This window comes from Actinoallomurus vinaceus, assembly GCF_039542055.1.
GTDB lineage: Bacteria > Actinomycetota > Actinomycetes > Streptosporangiales > Streptosporangiaceae > Actinoallomurus > Actinoallomurus vinaceus.
Window position 1 is genome coordinate 17,087 of sequence record NZ_BAABHK010000008.1, and the last position, 26,180, is coordinate 43,266.

Sequence of the window (26,180 nt, forward strand, 5' to 3'; positions counted from 1 at the left end):
GCCCGGAACCCATCACCCAAACCAACCCCCGGAAGGACACGAACCATGGCGCAACTCTCCGAGAACTACCAGCGCGGCCTAGCCGAACGGAAGGCATGGCTGAAAGCCAACCCCGGGAAGACCTGGGCGGACGCCATCGAGGCATACAAGGCACGTCGCCTCGCTGAAACCACCACACCGCGGACCCACATCACCGAGACCACGCCGCAGCCCGCACAGCCGAGCCCTCCCACCGAGCCCGCCGTGCCGCTCCACAAGATGGATCCCGCCGAGTTCGCCAACCACTCCGCACAGCACTGGGCGGGCGTCTTCGACGACCTGAACAACCGCCGCCCCGACCGCGCCCCGTTCTTCGACGGATGGGACAGCCCCCTCACCCGAGGAGACACCCGATGAGCCGCCCACAGGAACAGATCGTCAACCCCCACACCCTCGCCGTACCAGCCGACAGCCACGACGCCACCACCACGCCCGCCTGGCAGGCCGCCCGCACCATCCGGCACCTCGCCGAAAGCGGAGACGTCGCCGCCGCACACCGGCACATCAACGGCCTGGTCCCCGCGGGCGTCGACCCCCTCGTCGTCCTCCGGAACCTTGCCGAACAACTCGCCAACCCGCCGGCGCCCGTCAACTAGCCACAGAGGCCCCTTGATGAGCCGATCCTCCGTCAGCGGCGACCTCGCCGCCCTCACAGCAGCAGAACGCCGCGCCAAAGTCGTCGCGTTCCGTCGACAGCGCCTCAGCTTCGCCGAGATCGGACGCCGTCTCGGTGTCAGTCCGCAGCGCGCACACCAGCTCTACACGCGCGCTCTCGCTGAGGTACCGGCCCGGCACGTCGACGAGCACCGTGCCGAGGAACTGATCCTCATCGACGACGCCATCGCCGACCTCCTCGACATCGCCCACGACCACACGCGGCCCCGTCCGGCTGTCGATGCCTGGAACGCCATCCGTGGATGGGCAGAGCGGAAAGCGCGGCTCCTTGGCCTCGACGCGCCCACTCGGATGCAAGTCATCACCATGGACGCCATCGACGCCGAGATCGCACGCCTCAACGCCGAACTCGCTGCCGACGACGCTGCGGAGATCGGTAGCGACCCCATGGAACCCCGCCAGATCGAGCAACCCCATGGAGAACAGCGCAACAGCGCCGCCGGCTCCACCCTTGGAGAACGCCGCAACAGCGCCACCCAAGGAGAACACCACGACGACGCGCCCGACAGGGAGCGGTGACCGCATGGCCATGGAGAACACCATTTCCGCTCGGGGCCGTGGCGAACGGCATCACGAGCCGCGCCGCACCCTCGATTCGGACACGGCGGCAATGCTTCGCCGCTACCGGCAGGCCCGGCGCTGGTCATACCGCCGTGCGAGCAAAGAGACCGGCGTCGCATACGGATACCTGGCCGAGCTTGAGGCGGCCCGGAGGGCTCCCTCAACGGTTGTCGCCGAGACACTCATCCGCGCATACCGGCTGAACCCTGCTGACGCCGGAGCGCTGCGGAGCGAGGCGCTGTCGGGCGTCGGGCGTGACTGGCGCCCCGGAAGAGGGGTCTCCGCATCTGACTTCCCATCCGATGCGACCATTCCGCATGGGGCGTGACCTGCAGCGGAGCGACGCTGTCTCACGCCGTCTCACCGGCCCGAGAGCTACAAAATCAGGACCAAGAGAAGGGGCCGCAGCGCTGGGATTCCCGTTCCGACGCTGCGGCCCCCGTCGTGCCCGCACGGCCGGCCATTGCTGGGGGCGCCGGACCGGCCGTGCGGAGTCTGGTGGTCGCGGCAGCGTCCCGCCTGATACTGCCGCGACCGGTCCCCGCATGGCCACCACGGAGCGAGGTGACCACACGGAGCATGGTGGGCGCGCCGCACCGGCCGGACCTTCCCCAGTAGGACAGGGACGACGCGCCCGGCTCTAGAGCGGCCCGAACAACTCCGAGTAGATCTGCTCGGACTCGTCTACGTACTCCTTGACGAGGTGCCGCAGCCGGTCGAGGTCGCCGGCCTGGCGGAGTCGTCCGACCGTGGGTAGCTCAAGCGCTTCGCGGAGGCCCTCGAGCTCTTCGGAATAGCTCATGCGTCGATCACCGAAAGCACGTTGCTGATGCGGCGCGCCGCTTCCTCGACGTCACCGACCGGCACCATTGGCTCGTGTTCCGGGGGTCCGTCGCGGGTCGGCCCCGACCATTGCCAGTGCCACCACGGGCCGCCCTGGTGCTCCCGGACGACGAGGGGCTGTGTCATGCGAGTGTCGCCGGGGTTGCGTACCTCGACGACGCCATCTCGGCGAACGGCGACGTTCAGGCCGGCGCGGATGAGCAGCGGGGCGAGCTGCAGCGTTAACGCCCGGACCTGGTCGAAGGTTGGTGCCGTCTCGGTGTTGGCCTGCTGCTGATCCATGACGTGTCCGCCGATTCACTCGGAGTCACCTGCAATCGCGGGATTAGCTTCGCCGCAGCTCACAGGGCAGGGCGATGACACCGCAAGACATCTACCGACATCTGTCCCGCATGTGTATGCCGCTAGGTGTCGGTAGATGGCACGCTGCCGGACATGGTGAATGAGCGTCTGCGCCGCGCGATGCTACGGGCCGGCTTCGACATTGACTCTCTCGCTGGCTCTGCGGAGGTCAGTGCCAAGTCGGTCGAGCGCTGGATCCGCGGCGACGTCGTGCCCTACCCGCGCACCCGGTACCGGGTCGCGGCGATTCTGCAGGAGGACGAGAGCTATCTGTGGCCGCAGTCCGTCGACCGGGCGTCATTAGCAGGCGCCGAACTGGTCGCCACATGGCCGCGCCGAAGCGAGGTCCCCCGGCACCTGTGGACCGAACTCCTACGGCAGGCAGAGCGCAGCGTCGACTACCTCGCCTTTGCGGGTCTGTTCCTCACCGAGGAACACCCGGACTGGATCCCGACGCTACGGGCCCGCGCGGAAGCGGGAGCACGAGTGCGGCTGCTCATCGGTGACCCGGACGGTAGACAACTGGCCTACCGGGACACGGAGAAGGAGATCGGCGGAGGTGTCGCCGGCCGCGTCTCCGCGGTGCTGGCCCAATACCGGCCCCTCGCCGGCCTGGCCGAGATCCGCCTTCACGACACCCCGCTCTACAACTCCATCTATCGCTTCGACGACGAGTTGCTCGTCAACACGCACGTGTACGGGATCCTCGCGGCGTACACGCCGGTGATGCACCTTCGGCGCGTGGACGGCGCCTACTTCAACACGTACCTCGAAAGCTTCGAGCGGGTATGGGCATCGGCCCGGCCCCTCGATGGAGAGCCCCACCATGAGCCCTAAGAAGACCCGCAGGGTCGACCACTGGCAGGACCCAGACGCACCCACACCGACGAGCCGTAAGCCCTCTGCGAGCGTCCTGGTGCGTGACGAGGCCGGTCGTGTGCTGCTGCTGCGCCGCACCGATAACGGGCTGTGGACGATCCCCACGGGAGGCCTGAAGAAGGGCGAGACCATCACGCAGTGCGGGATCCGGGAATGCCAGGAAGAGACCGGCGTCGAGATCGAGGTCACCGGCCTGGTTGGCGTGTTCACCACCCCAGATCACGTCATCGAGTACCGCAAGGGCAAGAAGGTGACCGAGGTACGGCAGCCGGTGAACGTCTGCTTGCACGCCCGTCCGGTGGGCGGGGAGATGACGACGACGGATGAGGCGTCGGAGGTCCGGTGGGTCGACCCGGCCGAACTCGGCGGGTATGAGATCCATCCGGCGTTGCGCCGCCGGATCGAGCACGGGCTGAGCTCGGACGCTCCGCACGTCGACTGACAGCGGTTCCGGGTACGGGAACGGCCCCCTCGACGAGTGCCGAGAGGGCCGTTTCGTGGCCTTGCCGGGCGGGAGGCGAAACCCGTAACCGCCCAGGTCGAGGCAGGGATTCAGCGATACCAGGGGCGAAACCGGTTTCGCCCCCGGTGAACCCGCTCACTCGTCGTCCGGATCGTCCTCGACGCCGCCGCGGCGCTCCGGCAGATCCTCGAAGCGGACGCCCTTACCGCCGCCGCCATCGCTCCGCTTGTTGATCTGGCGCGTGCGGACACCGAAGGGCCGCAGAGCGTTCGACAGCATCGTGGAGCGGGCGGAGCGGAGCTCCCGGAGCTCCTCCTCGCTCATCGCCTCGACCGGCCGATCGGTGGCCACCCACGCCCCGTACAGGTCGGGTCGCCAGTCGGCGAGCGCCTCGACGAGCCGGTGGGAGTGCATCGTGTCCTCCCCGGCCGGCCAGATCGCCCGCAGGTGGTCGACGAGCGTGCTGTCGTCGACCCGCTCAACGACCTCGCCCGCGGCCTCACCGGACAGCGTGCCAGCGGCCTTACGGAGGGCGTAGGCGCGCCGGCCGATGTCGTGTGACTCTTCCTGGGTGATGAACGCCGCCCGGACGATCTCGGTGTTCAGCGCCGAGCGGGCAAGCCACCCTGTGCCCTGCTCCTTGCTCGGGTCGAACATCGTGGCGCGCACGCCGCGCTGGTACATCGAGGTGCCCAAGATGAGGTCATTGGCGGTGTGGCCGGCGACCGCGAGGCAGAACCGCAGCATCGCGTTATCGCTGACGCCCTTCGGGATGCTCTTGGCGTCCGGCCGCTGCGTCGTGAAGATCAGAATGATCCCGTAAGCGCGGGCTTTGCGGATGAGCCGCGCGGCGATCTCGCCCGCTTCCTTGCCGTACTCCTCATGTTCGAACAGCGTGTGTGCTTCGTCGAAGATGGCGAGCAGCGGGTGTAGCCGCAGGTGCTTGCGCGCGGCAAGGTGCGGATACGTCTTGCGGCCGTTCGGGACCTGGTCGACCGGAAGCTCAGCGATGACGGCCTTCCGGCGCTTCAGCTCCTTCTCAAGCGCCTTGAGCCCGTCGAGGGCGGCGGCGCAGTGCTCGTCGTCGTCGCCGGAGACGTATCGGTGGCAGATCGGCTTGAGCCCTTCGAGGTCACCGGACCCCTTGAGTTCGTAGATCCACTCCTCGCAGGTGACGTCGAGGGCGCCGGCCGCAGCGATCGCCATCACGGCCGACGTCTTCCCGGATCCCGGCACGCCGCCCATGAGCACGTTGGAGTACATCAGCGGGAGCTCGACCAGGGCGCCGCGCGGGGAGAACCCGAACGGAACCGGGTCGAACAGCGAGCACTGACCGGACTTGAGCAGCGGCCACAGCCGCCGCGGCATCTTGCTCGGATCCTGCTTGGCGACCCACAGCACGAGCCGTCCGGGGTGCGCGTCGGTGTCGGTGCCCGGCCAAACGGTCGTCAGCGGCCGGCGCATAGCGCCCGCCAGCTCGGCCCGCTTCTCCTGCACCGTCGAGGCGAGAGCACCGGGCGGAAGGTCGAGCTCGGCGCGCCAACCAGGCCCGTCCGTCTGGATCGGCTCGGCCCAATCGGACTTGCCCTTGACGCCGATCGCCTCCAAAGCGCCCTCGACCTCCGGGGAGGACAGCGGACGCATGATGTGAATCGAGACGTACCGGGAAACGATCGGCTTGTCACCGTCACGGCCGGCCAACCCGAGCAGCGAGGCGACGCCGGCCGCTGCGGCGGCGAGCGCCCAACCGGGCAGCAGGAACGCCGCCAGCAGCACCAGCACGCCCGCCGGTACGGCCACCACAAGCGACTGACGCCGCCGCGGACCGGTCCTCTTGGTCTGCATGGTCGTGAGCGCCATCCACGCCCCAGGGTCGGCCTGAGCAGCGGCCTTAGCCATGACAGGGCGTGCCTCAGCGTCGGTGATCCACAGATACCAGCGGCGCGTCAGGCGGGCCGTTCCGCGCGGTGACTTGGACATCAGCCGCAGCGCGTAGACGGGAGTGCGGGCCGCGTGGAACGCCGCCTTGTGGCCGTAGTAGCGGGCACCGAGCTTGCTGTTCTCGACGAACTCGGTCTTGTTCCGCAGCCACGTCGGGATGACTGCGGGGGCGGTGTCGAGGTAGGAGCGCCGCTCCTGCAACCAGCCACCGCGCTCCCCAGTGACCACCGGGGAGTCGACGGGAACGGCCGGCGTCTCCTCGACGATGACCGCGTCGAGGATCTCGCCGTCCTGCTCCCGGATCACCGGGGAGCGGTGCTCCCGCTCGGGGGCGTCGTGCTCCCGGTGGTGCTCTCGGTGCTCCTCCGGTCGGAGCGGAACGACCTCCGCGCGGAAGTCGCCATCGTGGCTGTGAACCGTCATTCTGGAGTCTCCAGTCGCTTGGCTGGGAGCGGGCGGCGGCACTGGTCTTGGCGGACGGCCGCCGCCCGCGGCTTACAGGTCAGTTGCCGAGCTTCTTCCGCCAGTAGGCCGCCTGCTGACGGTCGAGCTCCTTGAGCGCGGCCTCGCGCTCCCGCTGCCCCTGCTCGTGGGCATCACGAGCCTCAGAGCCGAACGCGGAAGCCGCCTTCATGTGCCGCTTGTACGCCTTCATGTCGCCGCGGTCCTTCGCCTCGATGGCCTGGCGGTGCTGCTCGTTGGAGGCGTCGACCATCTCGCCGGCTTTCTTGCCCCAGAAACCCATCTCGGTGTTCCTTCCGTTCGGTTCGTGCAGGTCGGGGTTCAGTAGCCGAACCCGTTACAGGTCGAGCAGTTGGTTCCGGCGCCGTTGCAGTCCTTGCACGGCTTGACGCTGGAGTCGGTCGACTGCGCCATAACGAGCCAGTCGCTCTGGGCCATCTCGGTGTTCCTCCCTGTAGTGGGTCACTCGCCGGACTGAATCGCGCGGCGATGCCGCTTCACGGTCGCGGTGCTCATGTCGAGCGCCTTGGCGATCTGCTCGACCGTGGCGTTCGGGCGCCTGGCGATGTAGGCGGCGATCCGGGCGCGAGTCTGCTGCCCGCGGGCACGCCGCGTCTCCGCTGCTTTGAGCCGGTCATCATCGGCCGGTCCCTGCTCGTGTTCTCCCTGGTCGCTGGAGATTTGATCCGGTCGCTTCGCGGCCCGCGCGCTACCCTGCGGCCCGTCCGTGTCCGGGGGGTCGGTGGCCGATATGACCCCGTCGTCTGGGGGGTCAATGAGCCAGTCGGCGAGCGCCTCGTCAGACAGGTCGAGTCCGAACAGGACCGCGAACGCTTCGGCTTGCCGCTCGGCTTCGGTCGGTGCCGGCCGGACGATCGCGCCGTCGACGATGGCGAGGTGACCCGCCTTGGCGGCCTTACGGTCGGCGCGCTGCTGGCGGGCGAGGATCACGCGGGCGGTGCGCCGGTCGCGGCGAGTCGAGTCCGGGCCGATGCCGTACCGGTCGACCCACGCCGCCCGCCATGCCGCCTCGACGTCGAGGCCGCGCGCTGCGGCGATCGCAGTAGCGGCTATCGACAGACGCGGGTACCGGATCCGGCGCACCAGCCCGGTACGAAGCTCCGTAGCGGACCGGCCGCTGTTCTTGTGGCGACGTAGGGCGATCGTCAGCTCAAGCATCACAATGCCGAGCAGCGAGGTAAGCGCCAGGGCCACGCCGACGTCAGCGCCGTCCTTCGAGCCGTGCCAGTAGTTCAGCGCCGCCGCAATCGCGGCCTGTACCCACGTGGCCGCCCGGTACTTGCCGGCGGGCTTCCCGGCGTCGACGGCTTCGAGCGCCAGCGTGGCGGAGTACAGGACACCGCCCTCAAGCGCGACCGGCAGCAGCGGCGCCAGCACACCGAGATGCATCTTCTCGGCGCCGAAGCCGTACTGCCCGGCCCATGCAATGACCTCCGGTGAGCCGATCGCAGCCACCGGTACGGCGTACCGGCGTACCCGGCCGGCCACGGCCGCACGCTGGTCGGCCCACCGCTTCCGGCGCTCCTGCCGCCGCTCGGCCTTCCGCCGGTCGGCGCGGGCAGCGCGTTCGTCCTCGACCTGTGCCCGCGCGGCGTCGGTCTGTACGCGGATCGCTTCGGCTTCGGCCTGTGCCTTGGCGGCCTGCGCCTTGGCGGTGATCCGCTCGGATCGGACGTCCCAACTCATCGGCGATACCTCCGATCCGGTGAAGTCGTAGAGACGCTGAGGGGGATGGCGGCGAGTTCCGCACCCTTGTCGAGGACCATGGCGGCGAGCACCAACGGCAGGGCGAGCAGCCGCAGCACGACCACGACGAGGGTCAGCAGCAGCACCCACGTGACGGTCACGGCGCCGGCCTGGTGGATGAGCTGTGACGTGCTCACGCCGCACCCTGCTTCCCGTCGACGCCCAGGCGGACGCCGATCCGGTCGGTGATCTCGATGCCCTCGCGGAGCTGTCGGAGCGCCTCGCCGGTCGGGAGGGTCAGCAGCCCGTCGAGGGCGGCGTAGACCTCCGTGAGCGCCTCGTCGAGGATCTGGTTCATCGCTGTTCCTCCTTGCGGATGTCGGCCCGGAGACGCTCGATGACGCCGCGGCTCATGTGGGCGATCGTGGCCTCCCACGTGGTGCCGGCGCGCCGGTCGAGGTCGGTGTCCGGGCGGAGACCGTTGAGACGGTGCTGCAGCCGCAGCCAGACCAGGTCGAGCAAGTCGCGCTCGAGCTGGTCGAGCTGGCCCTCGCCGCGGCCGTGCCGGTTGACGTTCATCAGGGCGTTGGTGACCTCGTCGGCCCATTCGGGCAGCGGACGCGTGATCGTCATCGCGCGGCCCCTTCCGCGTACACGCCCATGTCCTCGCAGCAGACCTCGCGGCGGACGCGGGCGAGGCGGTAGTGGTCGACGACGCGCCGGCGGGCCATCGTGGCGAGCAGCGCCGCGGGGCACGTGACGTCCGTGCCGCGCAGCTGCGTCCGCCAGAAGCCCAACCAGACTTCCTGTGCGAGGTCGTCGGCGACGTGCTTGTCAGCGGGCTTGAGCTGCGCGGCGATGATGCGCCGGATCCGCTCGGCCTGCTCGGTGTACAGGGTGGTGACGTCGCGCTCGTCGAGGATCGTCATCACAGGTCGCCCCCCTCGTACACGTCGACGAGGTCGAAGAGCATGCCGATAGCACGGCCGGTGTGCTGGTCGTCTCCCTGCCGGTATCCGTGCTTGTGCAGGGTGTCGAAGACGTCCGTGATCAGCCCCCAAGTGAACCGGTCCTTGCCGGTCCGCTGCGGCGCGTCCTCGGTGACGACGTGCGGCTCTCCGTCGTGTTCGCGGTCCTCGTGCGGGGCGAGGGTTACGGCGCCGGCCGCGAGCATGGCCGCGAGCCACTGCACGCCCTCGCCCGGCCACAGCGCCGACAGCAGCTCGGAGAGCTCGGCGGCGTCGCGGGGGGTGAAATCGAGGCCGTTGGCCTCCGGCAGGCCGGTCGTGTTGATCGTGATGTGCGGCAGGACGCCGGTACGACCGTCGCGGTGCTCGGCCCACCGGGCGACCACAGTCACGGTCAGGGCGTCGCCGAACGTGCGCTCTCCGAGCGTCTTCCGGTGCCGGGCGATGGTGGGGGCGTCGTCGAGGTGGTCGCTGTCGCACCAAGGGAGCGAGCAGAGAGGCTTACGCTTCTCCATGAGGTTGGACTCCTCCGCGTAGGGGTTCGACCTAAGGGCCCGTTCCGGTGTTGCGAGCACCGGGCGGGCCCGTCCCGTTTGTGGGGGTCGTGCGCTACAGCCCTCACATTAGGGAACATGATGTTCCATCGTCAAGGGTGACTGACCTAGTAATCCATGCCATGGCTATGTAACCTCATGTTCCATGAGCGTGGATGGAACACTATGTGTCGTGGACAAGCGATCGTTGGCGCACCTGGCGAAGCGGTTCCGGGAGTCAGAGACCCGCACGAACGTCTTGCGGCGCGAACTCGCCGAGGCGATCCGGCAGGCAGACAAGGACGGTGTGCAGCAGAAGGAGATCTGCGACGCCACCGGGTACACGCGCCAGCAGATCAGGAGGATTGTCCGGTCGGAGGACCGAGAGCCTGATGCGGGGCCGGCGCAAGAGGGCTGAACGGTTGCAGAGCACGATCACGGCGGTGATGGTCTCTCACACATGTCTCACAGACTGACGAGCCGGGCACGGATCATGACGTCTCGGATGGACGTCTGACGGACCCTGACCTGCGTCTACGGACTGTGTGGACGCCGGAGGACGTTCGGCACTCCCCTACGGATCAGAAGGTTGGGGGTTCGAATCCCTCCGGCTGCGCCCAGGTCAAAGCCCCCTTGCGATCACGCGAGGGGGCTTTTTGCTAACGCCTTTGCTAACAGCGGCCTTCCTACGCCGCCGGTGTCCTGTTCGCCCGCATCGACCGCGTGCCCGACCACGAACCGGTAGCAGCTGATGGGTGGCGCGTCGCCGCGCTGCCCGAACGGGTCTACCCCGGACTGGTCCCCGGCGACGGCACCGCCCGCGGATTCCTCCAAAGCGGGCCGCCGGGGCAGCCGCCCGGCCCTCGGGCCGGGCATGCGGCCTCTGCGGACCGGTCCCGTCCCGAGACCGGTCGGCCACCCCAGCCGATGCGGAACACCGCTGAAAGCCGTAGGCCGGCCCACCTGCCAGCGGCCATCTGAAAGGGCTGGTAGATGGTCTTGAAAGTGCTGGGTGATGGCCGTTGTTTGTGCTGGTGGGCGGCCAAGGTGGGTGCTGTTGTGTGGGGATGGTCCATCCGCGATCGCGGCGGGCGAAGGTCTCGGCGGCCTTGACGCTCTGGGGTCGACGACCGCCGCGACCGGGTGGGGATGGCGGCCGGCGCGCAGCCGGATCTGGCGGCGCAACTGGTCGCAGGATCAGCTCCACCACCCCGGTCCGCGGAGAGTCGCGCCAGGGCGCGCCATTTCACACGGTTTGAAGATCAAAATCCTAGGCGATGTTTCCCCCTCTCTAGCAAACACCAGTGTCTGTAACTTAGGCTCCTGATCTGTCCCGCCAACGGCGGTTGATGAAGGTCCATCGCGGACGGGTTTAGTCGGATGGATCAACACCCTGCAAAGAGTGGGTTCCATTGGGAGGAAGCATGCGCGAAGGGGACATCGCAACCCACTCGGGAAGGGAAGCTCTTTTCCGGTCACGCAAGCTCCTTAAGCAAGCTCGTCAACAACTGGATGGCTTCATCACTTCTCGATCGAAGCCTCAGTGGGAGCCTGATGCATTCCGGGCGCGGCCAACGAACGCCCAGCTCGCTACGGTCTTCTCAGGCTCAAGTGATTTGGCGGAGCGGATAAAGGCTATCGAGACCGCCCAACCGGGTTTTGTGGACTATCTAATCGCTGAGTATCATCGGCGAGCAACGCCAGCGCATCTCCGTCCGATCTGGCGCTCCGACTGGGCCGCATCCGATGATGCTTCCGAACAGATGATATACACCTCATGGTGGGGTTCTCCTCGCCTCTACGAGCGGGAGGTGTGGATCTGGGAGGACATAGATCGAGACACTGAAATGACCCTTCGGAAGGAAACTGTCGGCTACCACTGGCGTTACGATCATGGCGAGGATCAGGGTGGAGCCTCGACCTATATCGAAATGACCGTGAACGCGGAGGGAAACGTCGAACTGACCTCCGCGCCCCCCTACTCCTACTTCCCGGCTACCCCAGAGGGCTTTTCCGCGCTGCTCGAACGGTGAGTAATTCCGAGTGGTAATAATCCGCATCGCTCGCACGTCAGCAGTACCGCCGTAAGGGTCATCGGCTGCCCTCACCTCATGTGTCAGCCTGAACCGGGGATGCGGCGGCGGCCAGTACTTCCAGACGATATGAGCGACCGGCCGCAGCGTGGTCGGCTTGGACTATTCCGCCGATCAGCTTCGGATCGCCAGGACGAGTTGCGGCATTATTGAGCCTCGGGGGCGCATCTAACGGCGGTTCACCTTCGCAAGCAGTTGAGGATGTGCAAACCAGTCAGGATCGAGTCGCTGGCCGGTCAACGACTCCAGGGTGGCCATCGCGGTCTCCCAGTCCGGGCCCGGGTCGGAACGATCGTGGAGGTCGCGCAACGCATCGAGGTGGTCGGTCAATGCCTCCGGGTCGGTACCCCACCGGTCCAGCGGGCGCAGCATGTCCAGTTCGGTGACCACCACGCCATCGACGATGTAGTAGAGCCTGTTGAAGTTGTTGATCGCCCAGAACACCGAATGAACGGTGGCGCTCTGGCTAAGCCGCCGCAACGCCTCCTCCTCGGCGGCGGCGGTGCCGAACCCCACGATGATGACCGCGTCGCCGCACTGCTCGAGGAAGACCGTGTCAGCTAGGTCGTCGTATTCGAGGTCAGAGACACAATCAGCCGGCCGGTCCGTCGTCATGGTGTCCGGTTCACCGTCCAACCGGCGTACCACTTCTTCCACGGTCAACCGCGCCTGGTGAGGGCGTACCACCGTCCAAGACAGGTTTTCCTCAATCGAAAAATACTCCGAAAGGTCGCTCAACTGCTCGAACATTCGCACATAGTGCTCAATCTGACCAGGTGTCGGACCCGCCATGATGCCCTCCAAGGCAGTCAACGGTCGCCTGACCGTACCGCCAAGGGTGACTGGCGGCACAGCAGCGCCAACCATGATCCCGCCGAGAGTTCGGGACGAAACGCCTCCTGGCTGACGACAACCGCGTCAAGATCAAAGACCCGTTCCTGACTCGGAACGGGCCTTTGATCTGATGCGGTACAGACACGCCGGGGATCAGGTCACGCCGGAACGATGTAGAGGTGGCTCATCGCCGATCGATGCGTCGAGGTGGAACCGCGCCGGTCGGGCAGGCCGACCGCCGTGCCCTGCACCGCGCCGGTCTCGCCGCGCAGCCAGTCCACCCGCACGTAGGCGTTGAAGACCGGGGCGCAGCCCGGTGCTTTCGACACCGCGAAGTGCGGGGTGTACAACGGCACTACGGCGTGGTGCACCCAGTACGGGATCGTCTTGGTGATGCTCGTCGAGGAGTTCGTGTGGCAGATCTTCTTGCCCGTCGCATTCCACTGGTTGACGATCAACGTGAACCGGGCGGTCGAGGAGCCGGCCTTGTTGCACGCGCCGGAGCGCTGACACACCTGGTAGTCCACGTCGCCGAAGGCGCTGAGTTCGCGGAACCCGGCCGGCGCAGTGGTGATCGGCAGCGCGGGCTGTCGCACGGTCCGGTGGGTTGGGTCCACCGGCAGGTCGCCGTATGGGATCTCGAAATCGAGCGGCTTGCCGTTCGCCGCGTTGGTGACCGACGTGTCGGCGAACCGCAATGAGCCGCCCACGATCTGCACCGAAGATGTCTGCTTGTAAAGCGAGGCGACCCTCGCGTACGTCGTGCAGGTGGCCGTCGTGGCCACGCCGGGGTGCAGCAGGAATTTGGTGACGATCCAGGTGTCTTCCCACTGCGGGTTCTGACCCGTGCCCGCGTAGACGTTCTGGCCCATCACCAGGTTCTTGCTGCCGCCCGGCCACGTGCAACGCACTTCGTTGTCCACCAGCGTTCGCACGGTGGCCGCGTTCGCGCGCAACCGCGAGACCACGTACGCGGTCTGGTTCGCGGCCATTGCCAACCGTGCGGTGCCGAGCGCTACGACGTTATGGTCGATCCCCGATTTCGGTGGCGGTGGGCCGGTAACCCGCTGCGGTTTGAACGTGCCCGACGGGGCGGCGGAAGCCCGGACTGGAGGGCAGTGGCCTGTCCGTTCTCCGATGCTGTTGATCTCTGCGTTGGACCTGGAGTCACCCGAATAGTCGTTCTGGTCGGTGCACTTCACCCCGGCCTTCACCTGCGTACCCACGGGAGCCCCCGCGCTTTTCTGGGCCGGAGTCGCGGTGCTGGTGGGAGACGAAGCGGCGTTCACCGCACCTCCTCGACAACCGGTCAGGAAAATGCCCAGTGTCACTATTGCGACCGCGCCGAAAGCAGCCCTCTTCGCAGGCAAGAGACTCTCCTCAGTTCGCTGTTCCATGCTCCCGTGATCGGGCCACACTCTTGTGACGCGGCGGGGGCCGGCAAGGTTCACGGATCGAAGACGGGCGCCTACCAACCGTGGCGTACGGACGACGGGCAGGCGTCGAGATGGCCCGGCTTCACCGGCGGAATCCTCACCGAGTTCACTGGCGATCCTCGCCAACGTGGCCGTTCTAGGAGTGGGAGTAGCCACATGCGCGATCTCTCCCAGGGGGTATCCGTGACCCCGGCGGGCGACTCGACATGCCACGCTCCGTCGACTACCGCCAACCAGGGGCCTGTGGGCTTGACGGCCAGGACTCTGCGCAGCGAGCGACTCATCACGCCGTCAGGATGGCACGCAACCGACAGACCTGTGACAAGGCTCCGTGGGGATGTCGTCGTGCCATTGGCGTGCCATTGGGCACGGTGATCAAGGGTCGACAGGGCCACTAGCGGACACATGCTCGCGCAGGTCAGAGGCTATACGGGCCAAGATCGGCATGATTTGCAAGCAGGAAGCCGGGAGTCTAGGCCGCCGCTTCAAGCGCATCAGCTCGATGGCGGAGGTCCGCAGCGATGTCGTCCCAGTCCGGGCCATGCAGATAGAGACTGTCCGCCGCCTCGCGCATCAGGGTTGGCTCGTTAGGCCGCTGCAAAAGCACGAGTCGGTAGGCCAGGTTGCGGATCCACACCGGAAGGTGACCGTCTACCAGGTGCGGAGACAGTTCATGGAGCATGGCCAGAATCGAGTCCGCATCGGCGAAGGTCAACTCCTCAACGAAGTAGTGCTCGTGGTGCTCAAGTGCGCACTCGGGTGTTGGTCGATACTCATCGCCATAGAGGCACCGAGCGTGCTCTGTGAGGGTGGCGTGCATGGTCAGTAGCCTACGGTCGCTGGTCTGGCGACATCCTGGCCCCGCCACACGTTCCTTGTGAGGGTCACTGGATTGGGGGGCAGTGGCCTGTCCGTTCGCCGATGCTGTTGATTTCCGCGTTGGACCTGGAGTCACCCGAGTAGTTGATCTGGTCGGTGCATTTCATGCCGGCCTTCTTCGGTGTGCCGGTCGGAGGTGTGCCCTGCTGGGCTGCGGGGCAGTGGCCTGTCCGTTCGCCGATGCTGTTGATCTCTGCGTTGGACCTGGAGTCACCCGAATAGTTGATCTGGTCGGTGCACTTCACGCCGGCCTTCACCTGCGTACCCGCCGGAGACGTCGTGCTTTTCTGGGTCGGAATCGCGGTGCTCGTGGGAGACGAAGCCGCGTTCACAGCACCTCCTCCGCAACCGGTCAGGAAGATGCCCAGTGTCACTATTGCGACCGCACCAAAGGTAGCCCTCTTCGCCGGCAAAAGCTCCCCATCAATTCGCTGTTCCGTGCCCCCGTGATCGGGTCACGCTCTTGTGATGCGGCGGGGGTCGGCAAAGTTCACGGATTGAAGACGGACGCCGGCGAACTGTGGCGTACGGACGCCGGACATGCGCCACCGTTGGCTAGGGATCAGAAGGTTGGGGGTTCGAATTCCTCCGGCTGCGGCCCAGATCAAAGCCCCCTTGCGATCACGCAAGGGGGCGTTTTGCTGACAGCGGCTGTCGGCTGGATCCTGATCTGTCGTGTCGGTTGTCGGTTGTCGGTTCCGGTGGAGTGGTCAGGTCCGGGACCCGGATTGCTGCGGGCCCTACGAGGTCGGCACCTTCGCTCCGTCGCAGCCGCCGTCGATTCGGCCGGTGGTGAAGTAGGCCGTCACGTCTGCGGCGCATTCGGGCACGCGTGTGGCCGATACGTGGACGTCGTCGTCGACGGTGTAGACCTTGCCGCCGATGGCGGCCTGCATCTGCAGGGTCCACTCGTAGGCGGACATCGTGTCGTAACGGTGCCCGGACAACACCAGCGATCCCGCGGTGCGGTGTACCCGGGTCTGTTGTACGGGCAGCGGCCAGCCGGCGCATCCGCCGCCGAAGTAGTAGGCCGTCACGGGGTTGCGCTTGAGGCGCTGCTGGTAGGCGGTCCAGGCGGCGGAGAAGCTGAGCCGGCTCTGATCTTCGTTGCAGATGGTCGCCCGGTTCATCGTCATGTTCTGCATCTCGGGTGCGCCGGGGATGGGCTTGGCCGGTTCGGCACCGAAGATCTTTTTGACGGTGGGCGGTGCTTGGGGGCCGGTCGCGTCCCGCAGCTCGGCGAGCGCCCGGCCGGCCTGCGGCCATTGGGGTGAGGTCGTGCCGGCCAGTTGGGCGATCGAGGCGCCGTCGATGGCTCTGTTCAGGTCGGTGAACGTCTTGGGGTTGGCGTCATAGTCGTGGCGCAGCTTCAAGACCGTGGCCCGTACCTGCTGTGCGGTGGTGCCCAGGCCGTACGTCGTGTGGTAGCGCGCGAGCCACGCCGCCATACGCGCGAAGTTCCGCTCTGTGGCCGCGGCGACCCCCTTGTCATGCTCGGCGAAGCTGGTGTACGGCGGCGCCGGGCTGTCCAGGAAGACGCGCCCCGTACGGCCGGCGAAGAGGCTGCGGTACACCGCGCCGAGCCAGGTGCCCCAGGAGAAGCCGAGGATGTTGAGCCTGCGCTCGCCGAGTGCGGCCCGCACGCGATCCAGGTCCCGGGCCACGTTCGCGGTGGTGAGCTGCCCGAGGAACGCCGGATCGGACCGCCCACAGGCGGCGTTGTCCGCCGCCTGAGCCTCGTAGATCCGCTTGGCCGACGCCTTGGTCAGCGGTCCGGGTCCCGTATTGGGAGGAGGCGTACCCTCGCAGTTGGTCTTGGTGCTGTAGTTCACCCCGCGGGGATCGAAGCCGATGAGGTCGTACCGGTCGTTGAGCCGGGCGATCTCCTTGTTCCTGAGCGTCATGGCGATGGGGTCGAGATATCCGCTGCCGCCGGGCCCGCCCGGGGCCATGGCCAGGGCGCCGAGCCGGTGCTCGGTGTCCGTGGCGCGCAGCCGGGTGACCGCGATGCTGATCTTCCGGCCGTCCGGGTGGCGGTAATCCAGTGGGACGCTGACCGTCCCGCACTCCAGGCGCTTCAGCTGCGCGCGGAACTGCGGTATCTGCTCTTTGGGGGCGCCCAGGCTCGTGATCACCTCATCGGAATAGGTGGGGCAGGGCCTCCAGGCGACGGCCGAAACCGACCGACTCGCCACGGCGGCGGCCGGCACGGCGATGCTCGGTGTCGCACTGCCCAGCGCCAGCGCCACGCAGGCCAAACCACCCACGCCACCGACTGTCGCACGTCTCATCAAGAACCCTCTCCTCGTGGGAAACGCGGATGCCGGGCAGACTGCCAAGGAGCCGGTCACAGCGACGTCACAGAATCCGTCAGGACCTGGAGGGCCCGGCGGCTACGAGGAGAACGGGAGGGAGGGGACTACAGCCAGAGCTCGTAGTCCTGAGCCAGTTCCTCCAAGGGGATCTCGCGGACACGCGACGTGGTGGGGGTCAGGAAACGTCCCGTGCACGGATCACAGTGCCGTCCTTCGTTCGGCACTCGACGATGTGCGAAAGCATATTCGCGTATGACTTGAATGCCGGGAAGACCGATTCAGTGCCTGCTCTGCCGGCATAGCGGTCGTCCATGACGTCTTCATCGCACAGGTCGACGATGTGTCGGTTCTCGGGATCGCTGAGGTCGGCGGCGAGCAGGTAGTTCACGCTTTTCGTGACGCAAAGGATCGGGTAGCACTCGGCCCCGTTCCTCAGCAGGTCGCGGTCTTCCTCTTGCAGATAGCCGAAGAAATTGTCCTCATACCACAGGTCGATGAACTCATCGTCGTCATCGATGCGATCCGCGCGCGGGTTCCAGATATCGAAGTCGTCGAAACGGACTTGAGCGTCCGGCCCTAGTCCGGACAGCACCTGCCGGATCTCCCGAAGCCAGGGCGGCAGTATCACCGCGTTGCGCTGCTCCAGGTGATCGAGCAGCACGGCGTCGTCACGATAGAAATCGGCTCCAGGGAACCTCTCCACGAAGACGCGTAGCGCGATTTTATCCTCGTCGGGCAGCAACGAGCGGTCGATCCAGCCAAAGGCCTCGGCGGACGAACCCACTACCCGGTGAGCCAGGTAATCGAAGGTGTCGTACAGAATATCCGGGATCTCGGCGGATGAAGTCCGTGGGCTGGTTTCTGAATATTCGGACATAGTGGACCTGTCTTGATAGATCGTCAGAACCCCGGAGAGGCTACTTCACCTGCGCGAGGCCCACCGGCTGTTCGGACGCCGCGATGATCTTGCGCGTGTCGCCCGAGTCGGAGCGCCCCATGGCATGGCCATCTCTGGCCGGACTGCTCCGATCGGATGGACGGCGTTATATGGTCGCGTCTCGCGGCGATCGTCGTGATCACGGGGAGACGAGATGCGATTGAGGAATCGCGCACTGGTGGCTCTTCTCCTGGTGGCCGGGGGTACGGCGGCGGGCTGTGGTCCGCGCCACAGTGATCGTGCGGTCATCACGGTGGATGCTCCGGTCGCTTTAGCCGATCGGCCGATTCACCTGACGATCAGCGGCCTCGTCCCGCATGACACCGTCGAGATGAGTGCGGCCGCCCAGGACTATCGCCGGGACGGATGGCGCGGCCGGGCCGTTTTTCGCGCGGACGGCCGCGGGATGGTCGATCTCGATCGTGCCCGTCCGCGTTCGGGCACGTACACGGGTGCGGACGGGATGGGGCTGTTCTGGTCGATGGTCCCGCCCAGTGGTGATCCCGATGCCAGCGCGTTCATCCCGTCGTACCCGGAGCAGCGGCCCGCCTATGACGTGCAGATCACCGTGATCGCGCACGGCCATCGGCTGGCGGGCCGGACGCTGACCCGGCAGTGGCTCACTCCCGGCGTCACCCACAAGAGCTTCACGGTCGCGGCCGACAAGGTCGACGGTGACCTGTTCCTGCCGCCCACGGGCCGGGGCCGTCACCCGGCGGTGCTGTTGTTCGGTGGTTCCGAAGGCGGCAACAGCGGGGAGTACGAGGCCGCCCTGCTCGCCTCCCACGGCTACCCGGCGCTGACGCTGGCCTACTTCCGCGATCCGGGCCTGCCGGCCACGCTCCAGGACATTCCCATGGAGTACTTCGCCAGGGCGGCACGGCTGCTCACGGCCCAGCCCGGCGTCGACCCGGCGCACGTGGTCGCCCAGGGTTACTCGCGGGGCACCGAGGCGGCCCTGCTGCTCGGTCAGCTCTACTCTCGCCTGGTCCACGGTGTCATCGTGTACGCGCCGTCGAACAGGGTGAACCGGGGCCTCGGCGCCCGCGGGCAAGGAGGGAACGCCTGGACGTGGCGCGGCCGCCCCCTCCCGCAGGGCGTGATCCCACTCGACCACATCGACGGTCCGGTCCTGGCGATCGCCGGTGCCCAGGACCAGCTCTGGTACTCCGAAACCTGGGCCCGGCAGATCATGACCGAACTCGACCGCGACCACGACCGCTTCCCGCACCAAGCGCTGATCTACCCGGGAGCAGGTCACGGCGTCGGCACCTTCCCTTACCTCGCGGCGGGCGTCCGGTTCCCCGCGAGCACCGGCGTGATTCTCGAGCACGGCGGCACCCGCGCCGGTGACGCCGCCGCACGGGCGCAAGGCTGGCCCAGGACGCTGGCCTTCCTGGCCGCAATGGGCGGCTGACACCCGGCGTGCCGGAGCTCGCCGTACGCGGTCCGTTGCACGAGGGACCGGCCGTCGCTTCCGGTCCTCAGGCCGTGGTGCCCAGCAGGCGTCGCCGTCGGCGGTCTCCTTGCTCCAGGAATCCGATCAGCGCCACACAGACGGCGATGAGCAGGAACCCGGCCAACGAGACCAGCCTGCGCCAACGCAGTGCACCTAACCTCCGCATGACCTCGATACTGCCTGCGGCCGAGACCGGCCGGGATGAGAATCGACGTGCTGGATGTGGCCAGTCCGGCGAGATGGAGCCGTGTCGGCTTTTCGGCGACGACCGTCAGGGGCGCCGTTCAGTGTGGGATGCCGGCGATGATGTCGCGGGCGCCCTTGCGGACGAGTGTCGCGGCGACGTACGCGCCGAGTTCGGGCGCGCGGTCGGGTTTGTCCCACTCGTGGGCGTAGGCGAATGTGTCGCCCTCGCCGGAGAACACCATGCCGATCATCGACAGTTGTCCGCCGGTGGTGGTGCAGTGCCCGGCGATCGGCGAATTGCAGTGTCCTCGCAGGCCCTGCAACATCGTACGTTCGGCTGTGACGTGGGTGCGGGTCTCGGCGTGGTCCAGCAGCCGTACGAGCTCCACGATGCCCTTGTCGGCGGTACGGCACTGGACGCCGATGACTCCGGCGCCGATGGCCGGGCACATCATCTCCAGCGGCAGGACCTGCCCGACGCGATCTTCCATGCCGATGCGGCGCAGCCCGGCTCGGGCGAGGATCATCGCATCGAACCGCCGCTCTTCGTCGAACCGGGCGAGCCGGGAGTTGACGTTGCCGCGGATCCGGTCGATCTGCAGATCCGGGCGGGCTCGCAGGAGCTGCGCCTTGCGCCGCACCGCGCTGGTTGCGATGCGCGCACCGGCGGGGAGTTCCTCGATGCTGCGGTACGGCGAACCGGTGGGGAAGACGACGACATCGTGGACGTCCTCCCGTTCGAGGTAGGCCGCGAAGGCCGTGCCCTCGGGCAGTGGGACGTCGCCGGGGACATCCTTCATGCAGTGCACGGCGATGTCGATGCCGCCCATCAGCAGGTGGCGGTCGATCTCCTTCAGGAACGCGCCCTTGCCGCCGAACTCGGAGAGGTCGCCCTGCCAGCGGTCGCCGGAGGTCTGAATACCGACGATCTCGGCGTCGAGTCCGTCGACCATGCCGGTGAGCAGGTCACGGACCTGATTGGCCTGGGCGAGTGCCATCGGCGAGGTCCGTGAGCCGATGCGAATCCGGGAATCGGGCAGCACCTGACCAAGGTAGGCCGTTAACGGGCCGCCTGCCTGGAGTTCGGTCGGCACATCGTCGTGATGAGGCCCACACCTCTTCTTCGCCGTTTCGACCGTCGTGCCCGCCGCGGCCCCAGACGGACATCGCCTGACCCGGGCCGCCCGCCAACATCAGACGACGCGGTTCTTCATCCTGCCGCCGATGCGCCGGGCCACCGAGAGGTCGCAACATCCAATGCCCCTCTCGGCGGCCGTCCTGGTGGTTCTGTCGACGAGAACGGGATCTGGCTCAAAAGTTCCTCGGCGGTCTTGGCGCGCAGGCCGGTCCGGCCTCATCCGCCAGCAGAGCCGGCCCAGCGGTTGCGGGGCTGGCTACGCACCCCGCGGTGTGGTCGGTCATGTCAGTTCCTCCCACTCTGGCTGACGTTCCGTCCGAGGCGCAGCGCGGAGACGAGGAAGAAGACGCCGCCGAGCAGGGCGTAGCCGGCCACATTGGCCAAAGAAGCTCCTGCGCTCGACGCCATGAGGAAGAACGACACGCCGGCCAGCACGGAGATGGCCCCGCTGGCGATCATCGCCCCCTGTCCCCCCAATCGGCGCCGCCGGATGGCCACCACGAGCTGCACTATGCCGGCCACAACGGCCCATGGCCCCCAGACTCGCAGGATGGCTGGGATTCCGGAGGTGAGGGCGACGGCGAGTCCGACGGCGGCGAGGGTGCTGATCGCGATGTTGACGTAGAGACCTGGGGCGGACGCGTTCGCGGATCCGCCGGCCACGTTGACCCGCGCGGAGCGGGCATCGACGACGGCGGCGGCCACGTCGAACACCGGGTACAGCACGAGCAGCACGGCGGTCAGCAGGTTGATGCCGGACGCGGTCAGGAACAGCAGGATCGCCCAGACGACGGCGAACCCGAAACGCACGAAGTAGAGGCGCCGAAGTGTCGGTGCGACACCGGTCGCAGCCGGGGCGGTGGCGGTGGTCATGACAGATTCCCTTCATTCGGGTGGATCATGCTGGTCGCGTCTCGGCTCGGCACGGTGTCTCCAGGTAGAAAGACTGTTCTCTCTCTTGCAGCGCCGAGCTTGGCAGACGTCGCCGGCAATTGCAAGACCGATCGTTCTTTCTGCTACGGTCGGTTCATGGCGACACCGATCCGTTCCGCGCCCGACAGCCAGAACAGCAACTCGGGGAGGCAGAGGCGGTCCGAGGCCCGAGAACGGCTGTTGTCCACGGCCAGCGCGCTGTTCTACCGCGAGGGGATCCGTGCGGTCGGGGTCGAGCGGATCCTCGCCGAGGCCCCGGCCACGCGAGCGACGTTCTACCGGCACTTCCCCTCGAAGGAAGACCTCGTACTTGCCTACCTGCGCGGCGTCGACGCCCACATCCGCGCCGACACGCAGGCCGCCATCGAAGCCGCGTCGTCGCCGGCCGACGCGCTGCGCACGATCGGCACCGCCGTCGCCGACGACCTGGCCAAACCAGAATTCCGCGGGTGTGCCTTCCTCAATGCCGCAAACGAGTACCCCGACCCCCACGACCCGGTGCGCCAGGTGGTCCTCGATCACCGAGCCTGGTACGTGACCACGCTCACGGAACTGTTCGCGCAGGTCTTCGGGGCCTCACCGCGGCGCGGCAAACCAGAGCACGCCGCAAGACACTTCGTCATGATGCGCGACGGAGCCATGACCGGCGCCCACCTCGACGGCGTCGAGAGCGTCGGCGCCGCGTTCCAACGCGGCGTCGAGGGCCTGCTCACCGTCCTTCACTGAGCACTCGCACAGCATCGGGCCACGAAGCAACACACAGCGGCCGCAAACGATCGTTGTCGTCTCCAAAGGGAACGCTGTGTGTGGTGTGCTCGACTTCGGCGAACTCGCTGGCGGTCACCCAGCGCATGACACAGGCCTACCTGTGGTCGGCCCTCCACGACGGTGACCCTGAGTGGCAGCATGCCACCGAGGCGATACGGAACTGGCTATGCCGCCGAGAAGCGGATCTGCAGATCCCGAGAACGAGCACCAGATGTCGATGAGTGCCGACACCAGCCCGCTCAGCCGCGAAGCGGTGTTGGTGAGTTCGGGCACCACCCCGCTGAGCGATGACCCCCGCGCGTCTCCGCACCTCTCGTGTCCTGTGACAGTTGATCTAAGGCAGGCAGGGCTTGTGACCTGGGGTGTCTCAGATCGAGTGGCAGGGGCGGTGGTCTGTGTCTGCCGTTGAATCTGCGGCAATTCGTCGGATTGTATGACTGAGCGTCTTAGCCGAGATCCACCGATGAGTTCCGTCGGCTGGGCCGGTCTACCAGGACGTAGGCCATCGAGCCATCGACTGGAGACCGACCATGACCAATCCCGCACACCCCGGCCGCATGCTGTTCGTGAACATCCCCGTAGCGGACATCGAGCGCAGCAAGGCGTTCTTCGCCAAGCTCGGGTTCAGCTACAACCCGATGTTCACCGACGAGACCGCCGCCTGCATGCTGGTCGGCGAGCACGCCTTCGTCATGCTGCTCGGCCGCGAGAAGTTCGCGGAGTTCGCGAAGCTGCCGATCGCCGATCCCACCACGCACACGCTGGCGCTGTACTGCTTCAGCGTGTCATCCCGCGATGAGGTCGATACGGTCAGCGCCGCTGCGCTCGCCGCGGGCGGCACCGAGGCCGATGACGCCGAGGACCACGGCTTCATGTACTCACGCAGCTTCTTCGACCTCGACGGCCACGGCTGGCAGGTCATGTGGATGGACCCGGCGGCAGCGGAGCAGGGCCCCGAGGCGTTCGAGGCCTCCACGCAGGACGCCGACGCCCCGGCCTGACCCACCACCACGTTCCGCACGCGCGCCGTCGTCGTGCGGTACGGGCAGCAGCGAGCCGCTTCGGCACAATCATCGGCCACCTACGTCGTGGTCGCAGGCCTTATCTGCGACCACGACGTAGGTGGCCGCCAGAGGTCCATCCCCAGGCCGTCCACGCCGACCGGCTGGGCCGTTGGATCCAGTGTCGGCGCGCCGGCGGCGACGAGCTGCGCGGCTTCGCAGGCCCAGGCTTGGCGTGCCGCCAAGCTCGACGGCCGCCGGGTTCCGTCGCCAATTCGACGAGATGTGGCGTCAGGCTCGCCATCTCCTGGAGGGAAGGGCGGAGCAGTGATCGAGGCCGAACTGAAGGCACACGTCCGTGAGCCCGATGCCCTACGCAAGCGTCTCCGCCGCCTGGCCGATGAGGAATGCAGCACCTACCGGGACACCTACTACGACCGCCCTGGCCGAGACCTCACCGCAGCGGGCCGAGAGTTGCGGGTGCGCGTCATAGAAGCCGGTGAGCTACGTCGTACGGTCCTGACGTACAAAGAACCAGCCGTAGACGCTGACAGCGGTTCCAAACCCGAGCACGAGACCGACCTCGCAGACGCGGAGACCCTCGACACCGTGTTCCGAGCGCTCGGCCTTGAGCGTCTCGTCGCATTCGAGAAGCGATGCGCCAACTACCGATTCACTGCGCATGGCCGCGACATGCTCGCGACCGTCGTCACGGTTCCCAAGATCGCGGGCACGTTCATCGAACTCGAGGCTGCAATAGGAGCCTTGGCCAGGCCGAACCCGGCGAGGCACTTTCTCTCAGGAGATGAATCCGCCCTGCGCAGCGGCTCGGAGGAATACTTCGAGGAAGTACACAGCCAGAGCACTTCCTGCGATTGCGATGGCGGGTGCTGTCCAGGCCGCGGTGCGGGAACGGCGGGCGAACAGGCCGAACACTACGATCAGCGCACCTGTCGACCACCACGCGATGTCGCTTCGCGCCCGGGCGGCGTCGGCCTTGACGATGCAGGCGTGGACCATCGGACGCCCGACGTAGGCACACAACTGCGCTGACGTGGGATCGAACGGCAGGCTTCCCGGGGCCGGGTACATCAGCCAGACGATCAGACCCGCCGCGACGCCGATCAGATGTAGTCGAGTCAGTTTGATGTCGAGTCGGCGACCGATCCGCCACTCATATGCCGTGAACGCACCGAAAAGTAAGACGGGAATGGCCAGCCCTGCCGCCATGACCTGCGGACTGCTCCGATGCGTCACCATGGCGATGATGAGGACGGCGAAAAGCCCTCCCACGGAGACGGCGGCTGCCTGACACGACGCCTGCCACGATCGGGCCATGCGGGGAAGTTGCTGCCGAGTGTCGAGCGACACGAACGCTTGAACCGATCCTCTTGAGGATTCCATGCGGCTCCCTCCCGTGGCCCGCAGCCATCAGATCATGAAAGCCGCCACCGCGCCTAGGTCACGGCCCCCGGGCGGGTCCCTAGATGGTCTGCTCGGTGTTGTTCGTGACGTCACTCGGCTTGGCCATCCCCGAGGGCAACAGCAGGAACACCTTGGGGCTCAGGCGTTCCATGTCGCCGCCCCGGGCGCAGATGAGGCCTGCTGCGAAGTCGACGAGTTGTTGCGCCTCGTCGTCTGCCATCGTCGTGAGGTCCATGACGACCGGAATGCCGTTGCGGAAATAGTGCCCGACATACAGCACCTCGTTGTAGTCGCGTGGGCGCAGGCGCTTGACGATGCCCGTCGTGGTGCCGGGCCTGGCCGGCGCCGAGGGGATCAGCAGGAAGACCTTGGGGCTCAGGCGCTGCATGTCGCCGCCTCGGCCGCAGATGAGGCCTGCTGCGAAGTCGACGAGTTGTCTGGCCTCGTCGTCCGCCATCGCCGTGAGGTCCATCACGACGAGAACGCCCTCGCGGAAATAGTGCCCTACACGCCCGACGTCGTTGTAGTCGCGGGGCCGCACTGTCTCGAGTATCACCGGACCAGTCTTCCCGAGTCGGCGCGGACATCAAGCGTTCATCCGCCGGGAGTCCGCAGCCCGGCGCGGGCGAGGAGGTAGCCGCGGCGTACCTTCTCGGTCGCGCCGGTGGGCTCGCGGGTCATCCGGGCGACTTCGGTGAAGCCGGCCTGCTGCAGCAGGGCGGCGACGCGGCCGATCGGCCATCGGTGGGCGACCAGCGACACGTCGTGGCCGAACGCGCGCTCCAGGTGCAGCGGCTTGTCGCCGATCTGGAAGACGAGCAGTATGTGCCCGCCGGGCTCGAGCGCCCGGTGGAATTCGGTGAACAGGCCCGGCAACCGGTCCGTCGGGATGTGGATGATGGAGTACCAGGCGACGATGCCGGCGAGCGCTCCGTCCGCCACGTCCAGCGCGGTCATCGAGCCTTCCGTGAACCGCAGGCGGGGATGGGTCCGGCGGGCCAGCGCGACCATGGCCGGCGAGAGGTCGACGCCGAAGACGTTCAGCCCGAGCGCGTTGAGATGTGCGGTCACGTGGCCGGGGCCGGCGCCGAGATCGGCGATGGGGCGGCCGGTGCCCTCGGCCCGTACGAGGTCGGCGAACGTGGAGAGCACGGCGCGGTCCAGCGGTCGGTCGTCGAGCCCGGCCCGGGATGCTTCGCCGTAGGTGGCGGCGACGGTGTCATAGGCCGTTTGGATCGTCCGCAGAAAAAAGGGCTCCGTCACCAGATCACCGTAACCGAATGGAGCCGTGCCTAGGAAGCCCACGCCTCATCATTTGAAATAGGTGATATGTCGGGGGTTGCCGCTGGAAGCGCCCGCAGTG

Annotated in this window: 33 protein-coding genes and 1 pseudogene; 12 read left to right on the plus strand and 22 right to left on the minus strand. The window is 67.2% G+C overall.

All coding sequences use genetic code 11. The annotated features are described in order from the left end of the window. Window positions 1-45 precede the first annotated feature (45 nt). The 4 genes from ABEA24_RS26590 to ABEA24_RS26605 are packed head-to-tail and all read left to right on the plus strand — an operon-like array spanning window position 46 to window position 1,603. Entirely contained in the window at window positions 46-396 is a 351-nt protein-coding gene (locus tag ABEA24_RS26590; RefSeq protein WP_345433802.1) for a hypothetical protein, read from the plus strand. After that, entirely contained in the window at window positions 393-635 is a 243-nt protein-coding gene (locus ABEA24_RS26595; RefSeq protein ID WP_345433803.1) for a hypothetical protein, read from the plus strand. Before ABEA24_RS26590 ends, ABEA24_RS26595 begins: the two co-directional genes overlap by 4 nt. Window positions 636-651: 16 nt before the next feature. Beyond that, window positions 652-1,233, plus strand: coding sequence for a sigma factor-like helix-turn-helix DNA-binding protein (locus ABEA24_RS53710; RefSeq protein ID WP_425551240.1), 582 nt, complete (start codon window positions 652-654; stop codon window positions 1,231-1,233). Between the two features lie 4 nt (window positions 1,234-1,237). Next, on the plus strand, window positions 1,238-1,603 hold the full coding sequence (locus ABEA24_RS26605; RefSeq protein ID WP_345433805.1) for a helix-turn-helix domain-containing protein: 366 nt from the start codon (window positions 1,238-1,240) through the stop codon (window positions 1,601-1,603). A gap of 312 nt (window positions 1,604-1,915) precedes the next feature. Here the strand turns inward: ABEA24_RS26605 and ABEA24_RS26610 are convergent, their stop codons facing one another. Then, window positions 1,916-2,077 (minus strand): hypothetical protein, encoded by a 162-nt coding sequence (locus ABEA24_RS26610; RefSeq protein ID WP_345433806.1) that lies wholly within the window; start codon window positions 2,075-2,077, stop codon window positions 1,916-1,918. Next, window positions 2,074-2,400: a hypothetical protein gene (locus tag ABEA24_RS26615; protein WP_345433807.1), complete on the minus strand. Its 327-nt coding sequence runs from the start codon at window positions 2,398-2,400 to the stop codon at window positions 2,074-2,076. The genes ABEA24_RS26610 and ABEA24_RS26615 overlap by 4 nt, the downstream gene beginning before the upstream one ends. A gap of 153 nt (window positions 2,401-2,553) precedes the next feature. Between ABEA24_RS26615 and ABEA24_RS26620 the strand changes: the two genes are divergently transcribed. Both ABEA24_RS26620 and ABEA24_RS26625 read left to right on the plus strand, forming a co-directional pair. After that, complete coding sequence (locus ABEA24_RS26620; RefSeq protein WP_345433809.1) at window positions 2,554-3,297, plus strand: helix-turn-helix domain-containing protein; 744 nt, start codon at window positions 2,554-2,556, stop codon at window positions 3,295-3,297. After that, on the plus strand, window positions 3,287-3,781 hold the full coding sequence (locus ABEA24_RS26625; RefSeq protein WP_345433810.1) for an NUDIX hydrolase: 495 nt from the start codon (window positions 3,287-3,289) through the stop codon (window positions 3,779-3,781). The genes ABEA24_RS26620 and ABEA24_RS26625 overlap by 11 nt, the downstream gene beginning before the upstream one ends. 156 nt (window positions 3,782-3,937) lie before the next feature. Here ABEA24_RS26625 and ABEA24_RS26630 read toward each other — a convergent pair whose 3' ends face one another. The 8 genes from ABEA24_RS26630 to ABEA24_RS26665 form a co-directional block, all read right to left on the minus strand. Beyond that, window positions 3,938-6,166 (minus strand): FtsK/SpoIIIE domain-containing protein, encoded by a 2,229-nt coding sequence (locus ABEA24_RS26630; protein ID WP_345433811.1) that lies wholly within the window; start codon window positions 6,164-6,166, stop codon window positions 3,938-3,940. A gap of 79 nt (window positions 6,167-6,245) precedes the next feature. Further along, window positions 6,246-6,488, minus strand: coding sequence for a hypothetical protein (locus tag ABEA24_RS26635; protein ID WP_345433812.1), 243 nt, complete (start codon window positions 6,486-6,488; stop codon window positions 6,246-6,248). A gap of 179 nt (window positions 6,489-6,667) precedes the next feature. After that, a complete protein-coding gene (locus tag ABEA24_RS26640; RefSeq protein WP_345433813.1) occupies window positions 6,668-7,912 on the minus strand; it encodes a DUF2637 domain-containing protein in 1,245 nt (414 codons plus the stop codon). After that, window positions 7,909-8,109 carry a hypothetical protein gene (locus tag ABEA24_RS26645; protein ID WP_345433815.1) on the minus strand — a complete coding sequence of 67 codons (201 nt, stop codon included), beginning with the start codon at window positions 8,107-8,109 and terminating at the stop codon, window positions 7,909-7,911. Before ABEA24_RS26645 ends, ABEA24_RS26640 begins: the two co-directional genes overlap by 4 nt. After that, window positions 8,106-8,270: a hypothetical protein gene (locus tag ABEA24_RS26650; RefSeq protein ID WP_345433816.1), complete on the minus strand. Its 165-nt coding sequence runs from the start codon at window positions 8,268-8,270 to the stop codon at window positions 8,106-8,108. Before ABEA24_RS26650 ends, ABEA24_RS26645 begins: the two co-directional genes overlap by 4 nt. Next, window positions 8,267-8,545, minus strand: a complete 279-nt coding sequence (locus ABEA24_RS26655) for a hypothetical protein (RefSeq protein ID WP_345433817.1) — start codon at window positions 8,543-8,545, stop codon at window positions 8,267-8,269. Before ABEA24_RS26655 ends, ABEA24_RS26650 begins: the two co-directional genes overlap by 4 nt. Beyond that, window positions 8,542-8,841 carry an RNA polymerase sigma factor gene (locus ABEA24_RS26660; protein WP_345433818.1) on the minus strand — a complete coding sequence of 100 codons (300 nt, stop codon included), beginning with the start codon at window positions 8,839-8,841 and terminating at the stop codon, window positions 8,542-8,544. The genes ABEA24_RS26655 and ABEA24_RS26660 overlap by 4 nt, the downstream gene beginning before the upstream one ends. Beyond that, complete coding sequence (locus tag ABEA24_RS26665) at window positions 8,841-9,395, minus strand: hypothetical protein (protein ID WP_345433819.1); 555 nt, start codon at window positions 9,393-9,395, stop codon at window positions 8,841-8,843. Before ABEA24_RS26665 ends, ABEA24_RS26660 begins: the two co-directional genes overlap by 1 nt. A gap of 211 nt (window positions 9,396-9,606) precedes the next feature. Here ABEA24_RS26665 and ABEA24_RS26670 point away from each other — a divergent pair, with 211 nt between their 5' ends. Then, complete coding sequence (locus ABEA24_RS26670) at window positions 9,607-9,831, plus strand: helix-turn-helix domain-containing protein (protein WP_345433820.1); 225 nt, start codon at window positions 9,607-9,609, stop codon at window positions 9,829-9,831. A gap of 1,006 nt (window positions 9,832-10,837) precedes the next feature. Next, window positions 10,838-11,446: a hypothetical protein gene (locus ABEA24_RS26675; RefSeq protein WP_345433822.1), complete on the plus strand. Its 609-nt coding sequence runs from the start codon at window positions 10,838-10,840 to the stop codon at window positions 11,444-11,446. A 228-nt stretch (window positions 11,447-11,674) separates the two neighbouring features. On the opposite strand, the gene ABEA24_RS26680 is transcribed toward ABEA24_RS26675, so the two are convergent. The 6 genes from ABEA24_RS26680 to ABEA24_RS26705 form a co-directional block, all read right to left on the minus strand. Continuing rightward, window positions 11,675-12,256, minus strand: coding sequence for a DUF6461 domain-containing protein (locus tag ABEA24_RS26680; protein ID WP_345433823.1), 582 nt, complete (start codon window positions 12,254-12,256; stop codon window positions 11,675-11,677). A 242-nt stretch (window positions 12,257-12,498) separates the two neighbouring features. Next, window positions 12,499-13,629 (minus strand): hypothetical protein, encoded by a 1,131-nt coding sequence (locus ABEA24_RS26685; RefSeq protein WP_345433825.1) that lies wholly within the window; start codon window positions 13,627-13,629, stop codon window positions 12,499-12,501. Window positions 13,630-14,248: 619 nt separating this feature from the next. Continuing rightward, a complete protein-coding gene (locus ABEA24_RS26690) occupies window positions 14,249-14,596 on the minus strand; it encodes a hypothetical protein (protein WP_345433827.1) in 348 nt (115 codons plus the stop codon). A 64-nt stretch (window positions 14,597-14,660) separates the two neighbouring features. After that, window positions 14,661-14,987 carry a hypothetical protein gene (locus tag ABEA24_RS26695; RefSeq protein WP_345433828.1) on the minus strand — a complete coding sequence of 109 codons (327 nt, stop codon included), beginning with the start codon at window positions 14,985-14,987 and terminating at the stop codon, window positions 14,661-14,663. Between the two features lie 408 nt (window positions 14,988-15,395). Further along, window positions 15,396-16,922: an alpha/beta fold hydrolase gene (locus ABEA24_RS26700; RefSeq protein ID WP_345433829.1), complete on the minus strand. Its 1,527-nt coding sequence runs from the start codon at window positions 16,920-16,922 to the stop codon at window positions 15,396-15,398. 223 nt (window positions 16,923-17,145) lie between these two features. Beyond that, window positions 17,146-17,847, minus strand: coding sequence for a hypothetical protein (locus ABEA24_RS26705; protein ID WP_345433830.1), 702 nt, complete (start codon window positions 17,845-17,847; stop codon window positions 17,146-17,148). Between the two features lie 214 nt (window positions 17,848-18,061). On the opposite strand from ABEA24_RS26705, the gene ABEA24_RS26710 reads away from it, so the two are divergent. Next, window positions 18,062-19,324 carry an acyl-CoA thioesterase/BAAT N-terminal domain-containing protein gene (locus tag ABEA24_RS26710; protein WP_345433831.1) on the plus strand — a complete coding sequence of 421 codons (1,263 nt, stop codon included), beginning with the start codon at window positions 18,062-18,064 and terminating at the stop codon, window positions 19,322-19,324. Between the two features lie 67 nt (window positions 19,325-19,391). On the opposite strand, the gene ABEA24_RS26715 is transcribed toward ABEA24_RS26710, so the two are convergent. From ABEA24_RS26715 to ABEA24_RS26725, 3 genes are all read right to left on the minus strand, one after another. Beyond that, window positions 19,392-19,532 carry a hypothetical protein gene (locus ABEA24_RS26715; protein ID WP_345433832.1) on the minus strand — a complete coding sequence of 47 codons (141 nt, stop codon included), beginning with the start codon at window positions 19,530-19,532 and terminating at the stop codon, window positions 19,392-19,394. Between the two features lie 118 nt (window positions 19,533-19,650). Further along, window positions 19,651-20,595 (minus strand): hydroxymethylbilane synthase, encoded by a 945-nt coding sequence (gene hemC, locus ABEA24_RS26720; RefSeq protein ID WP_345433833.1) that lies wholly within the window; start codon window positions 20,593-20,595, stop codon window positions 19,651-19,653. Window positions 20,596-20,975: 380 nt separating this feature from the next. Then, window positions 20,976-21,563 carry a hypothetical protein gene (locus ABEA24_RS26725; protein WP_345433834.1) on the minus strand — a complete coding sequence of 196 codons (588 nt, stop codon included), beginning with the start codon at window positions 21,561-21,563 and terminating at the stop codon, window positions 20,976-20,978. A gap of 156 nt (window positions 21,564-21,719) precedes the next feature. Here ABEA24_RS26725 and ABEA24_RS26730 point away from each other — a divergent pair, with 156 nt between their 5' ends. The 3 genes and pseudogenes from ABEA24_RS26730 to ABEA24_RS53715 all read left to right on the plus strand — a co-directional run. Beyond that, window positions 21,720-22,349, plus strand: coding sequence for a TetR/AcrR family transcriptional regulator (locus ABEA24_RS26730; RefSeq protein WP_345433836.1), 630 nt, complete (start codon window positions 21,720-21,722; stop codon window positions 22,347-22,349). Between the two features lie 572 nt (window positions 22,350-22,921). Then, the gene (locus tag ABEA24_RS26735; protein WP_345433837.1) at window positions 22,922-23,392 is read left to right on the plus strand and encodes a VOC family protein; all 471 of its coding nucleotides are present in this window, start codon (window positions 22,922-22,924) and stop codon (window positions 23,390-23,392) included. A gap of 327 nt (window positions 23,393-23,719) precedes the next feature. Next, window positions 23,720-24,136 (plus strand): annotated as a pseudogene (locus ABEA24_RS53715) (class IV adenylate cyclase); the annotation flags it as partial. Between the two features lie 54 nt (window positions 24,137-24,190). On the opposite strand, the gene ABEA24_RS26740 reads toward ABEA24_RS53715, so the two are convergent. From ABEA24_RS26740 to ABEA24_RS26750, 3 genes are all read right to left on the minus strand, one after another. After that, a complete protein-coding gene (locus ABEA24_RS26740) occupies window positions 24,191-24,796 on the minus strand; it encodes a hypothetical protein (RefSeq protein ID WP_345433839.1) in 606 nt (201 codons plus the stop codon). A gap of 79 nt (window positions 24,797-24,875) precedes the next feature. After that, window positions 24,876-25,373, minus strand: a complete 498-nt coding sequence (locus tag ABEA24_RS26745) for a cell division protein SepF (RefSeq protein WP_345433841.1) — start codon at window positions 25,371-25,373, stop codon at window positions 24,876-24,878. Window positions 25,374-25,411: 38 nt separating this feature from the next. Continuing rightward, window positions 25,412-26,080 carry a class I SAM-dependent DNA methyltransferase gene (locus ABEA24_RS26750; RefSeq protein ID WP_345433842.1) on the minus strand — a complete coding sequence of 223 codons (669 nt, stop codon included), beginning with the start codon at window positions 26,078-26,080 and terminating at the stop codon, window positions 25,412-25,414. Window positions 26,081-26,180: the final 100 nt, after the last annotated feature.

Excerpts from the sequence above, each read along its gene's own strand:
- ABEA24_RS26590 (WP_345433802.1), top strand. The coding sequence starts at position 46 with ATGGCGCAACTCTCCGAGAACTACCAGCGCGGCCTAGCCGAACGGAAG.
- ABEA24_RS26595 (WP_345433803.1), top strand. The coding sequence starts at position 393 with ATGAGCCGCCCACAGGAACAGATCGTCAACCCCCACACCCTCGCCGTA.
- ABEA24_RS53710 (WP_425551240.1), top strand. The coding sequence starts at position 652 with ATGAGCCGATCCTCCGTCAGCGGCGACCTCGCCGCCCTCACAGCAGCA.
- ABEA24_RS26605 (WP_345433805.1), top strand. The coding sequence starts at position 1,238 with ATGGCCATGGAGAACACCATTTCCGCTCGGGGCCGTGGCGAACGGCAT.
- ABEA24_RS26610 (WP_345433806.1), bottom strand. The coding sequence starts at position 2,077 with ATGAGCTATTCCGAAGAGCTCGAGGGCCTCCGCGAAGCGCTTGAGCTA.
- ABEA24_RS26615 (WP_345433807.1), bottom strand. The coding sequence starts at position 2,400 with ATGGATCAGCAGCAGGCCAACACCGAGACGGCACCAACCTTCGACCAG.
- ABEA24_RS26620 (WP_345433809.1), top strand. The coding sequence starts at position 2,554 with ATGGTGAATGAGCGTCTGCGCCGCGCGATGCTACGGGCCGGCTTCGAC.
- ABEA24_RS26625 (WP_345433810.1), top strand. The coding sequence starts at position 3,287 with ATGAGCCCTAAGAAGACCCGCAGGGTCGACCACTGGCAGGACCCAGAC.
- ABEA24_RS26630 (WP_345433811.1), bottom strand. The coding sequence starts at position 6,166 with ATGACGGTTCACAGCCACGATGGCGACTTCCGCGCGGAGGTCGTTCCG.
- ABEA24_RS26635 (WP_345433812.1), bottom strand. The coding sequence starts at position 6,488 with ATGGGTTTCTGGGGCAAGAAAGCCGGCGAGATGGTCGACGCCTCCAAC.
- ABEA24_RS26640 (WP_345433813.1), bottom strand. The coding sequence starts at position 7,912 with ATGAGTTGGGACGTCCGATCCGAGCGGATCACCGCCAAGGCGCAGGCC.
- ABEA24_RS26650 (WP_345433816.1), bottom strand. The coding sequence starts at position 8,270 with ATGAACCAGATCCTCGACGAGGCGCTCACGGAGGTCTACGCCGCCCTC.
- ABEA24_RS26655 (WP_345433817.1), bottom strand. The coding sequence starts at position 8,545 with ATGACGATCACGCGTCCGCTGCCCGAATGGGCCGACGAGGTCACCAAC.
- ABEA24_RS26660 (WP_345433818.1), bottom strand. The coding sequence starts at position 8,841 with ATGACGATCCTCGACGAGCGCGACGTCACCACCCTGTACACCGAGCAG.
- ABEA24_RS26665 (WP_345433819.1), bottom strand. The coding sequence starts at position 9,395 with ATGGAGAAGCGTAAGCCTCTCTGCTCGCTCCCTTGGTGCGACAGCGAC.
- ABEA24_RS26675 (WP_345433822.1), top strand. The coding sequence starts at position 10,838 with ATGCGCGAAGGGGACATCGCAACCCACTCGGGAAGGGAAGCTCTTTTC.
- ABEA24_RS26680 (WP_345433823.1), bottom strand. The coding sequence starts at position 12,256 with ATGTTCGAGCAGTTGAGCGACCTTTCGGAGTATTTTTCGATTGAGGAA.
- ABEA24_RS26690 (WP_345433827.1), bottom strand. The coding sequence starts at position 14,596 with ATGCACGCCACCCTCACAGAGCACGCTCGGTGCCTCTATGGCGATGAG.
- ABEA24_RS26705 (WP_345433830.1), bottom strand. The coding sequence starts at position 17,847 with ATGTCCGAATATTCAGAAACCAGCCCACGGACTTCATCCGCCGAGATC.
- ABEA24_RS26710 (WP_345433831.1), top strand. The coding sequence starts at position 18,062 with ATGCGATTGAGGAATCGCGCACTGGTGGCTCTTCTCCTGGTGGCCGGG.
- ABEA24_RS26715 (WP_345433832.1), bottom strand. The coding sequence starts at position 19,532 with ATGCGGAGGTTAGGTGCACTGCGTTGGCGCAGGCTGGTCTCGTTGGCC.
- ABEA24_RS26725 (WP_345433834.1), bottom strand. The coding sequence starts at position 21,563 with ATGACCACCGCCACCGCCCCGGCTGCGACCGGTGTCGCACCGACACTT.
- ABEA24_RS26730 (WP_345433836.1), top strand. The coding sequence starts at position 21,720 with ATGGCGACACCGATCCGTTCCGCGCCCGACAGCCAGAACAGCAACTCG.
- ABEA24_RS26735 (WP_345433837.1), top strand. The coding sequence starts at position 22,922 with ATGACCAATCCCGCACACCCCGGCCGCATGCTGTTCGTGAACATCCCC.
- ABEA24_RS26740 (WP_345433839.1), bottom strand. The coding sequence starts at position 24,796 with ATGGAATCCTCAAGAGGATCGGTTCAAGCGTTCGTGTCGCTCGACACT.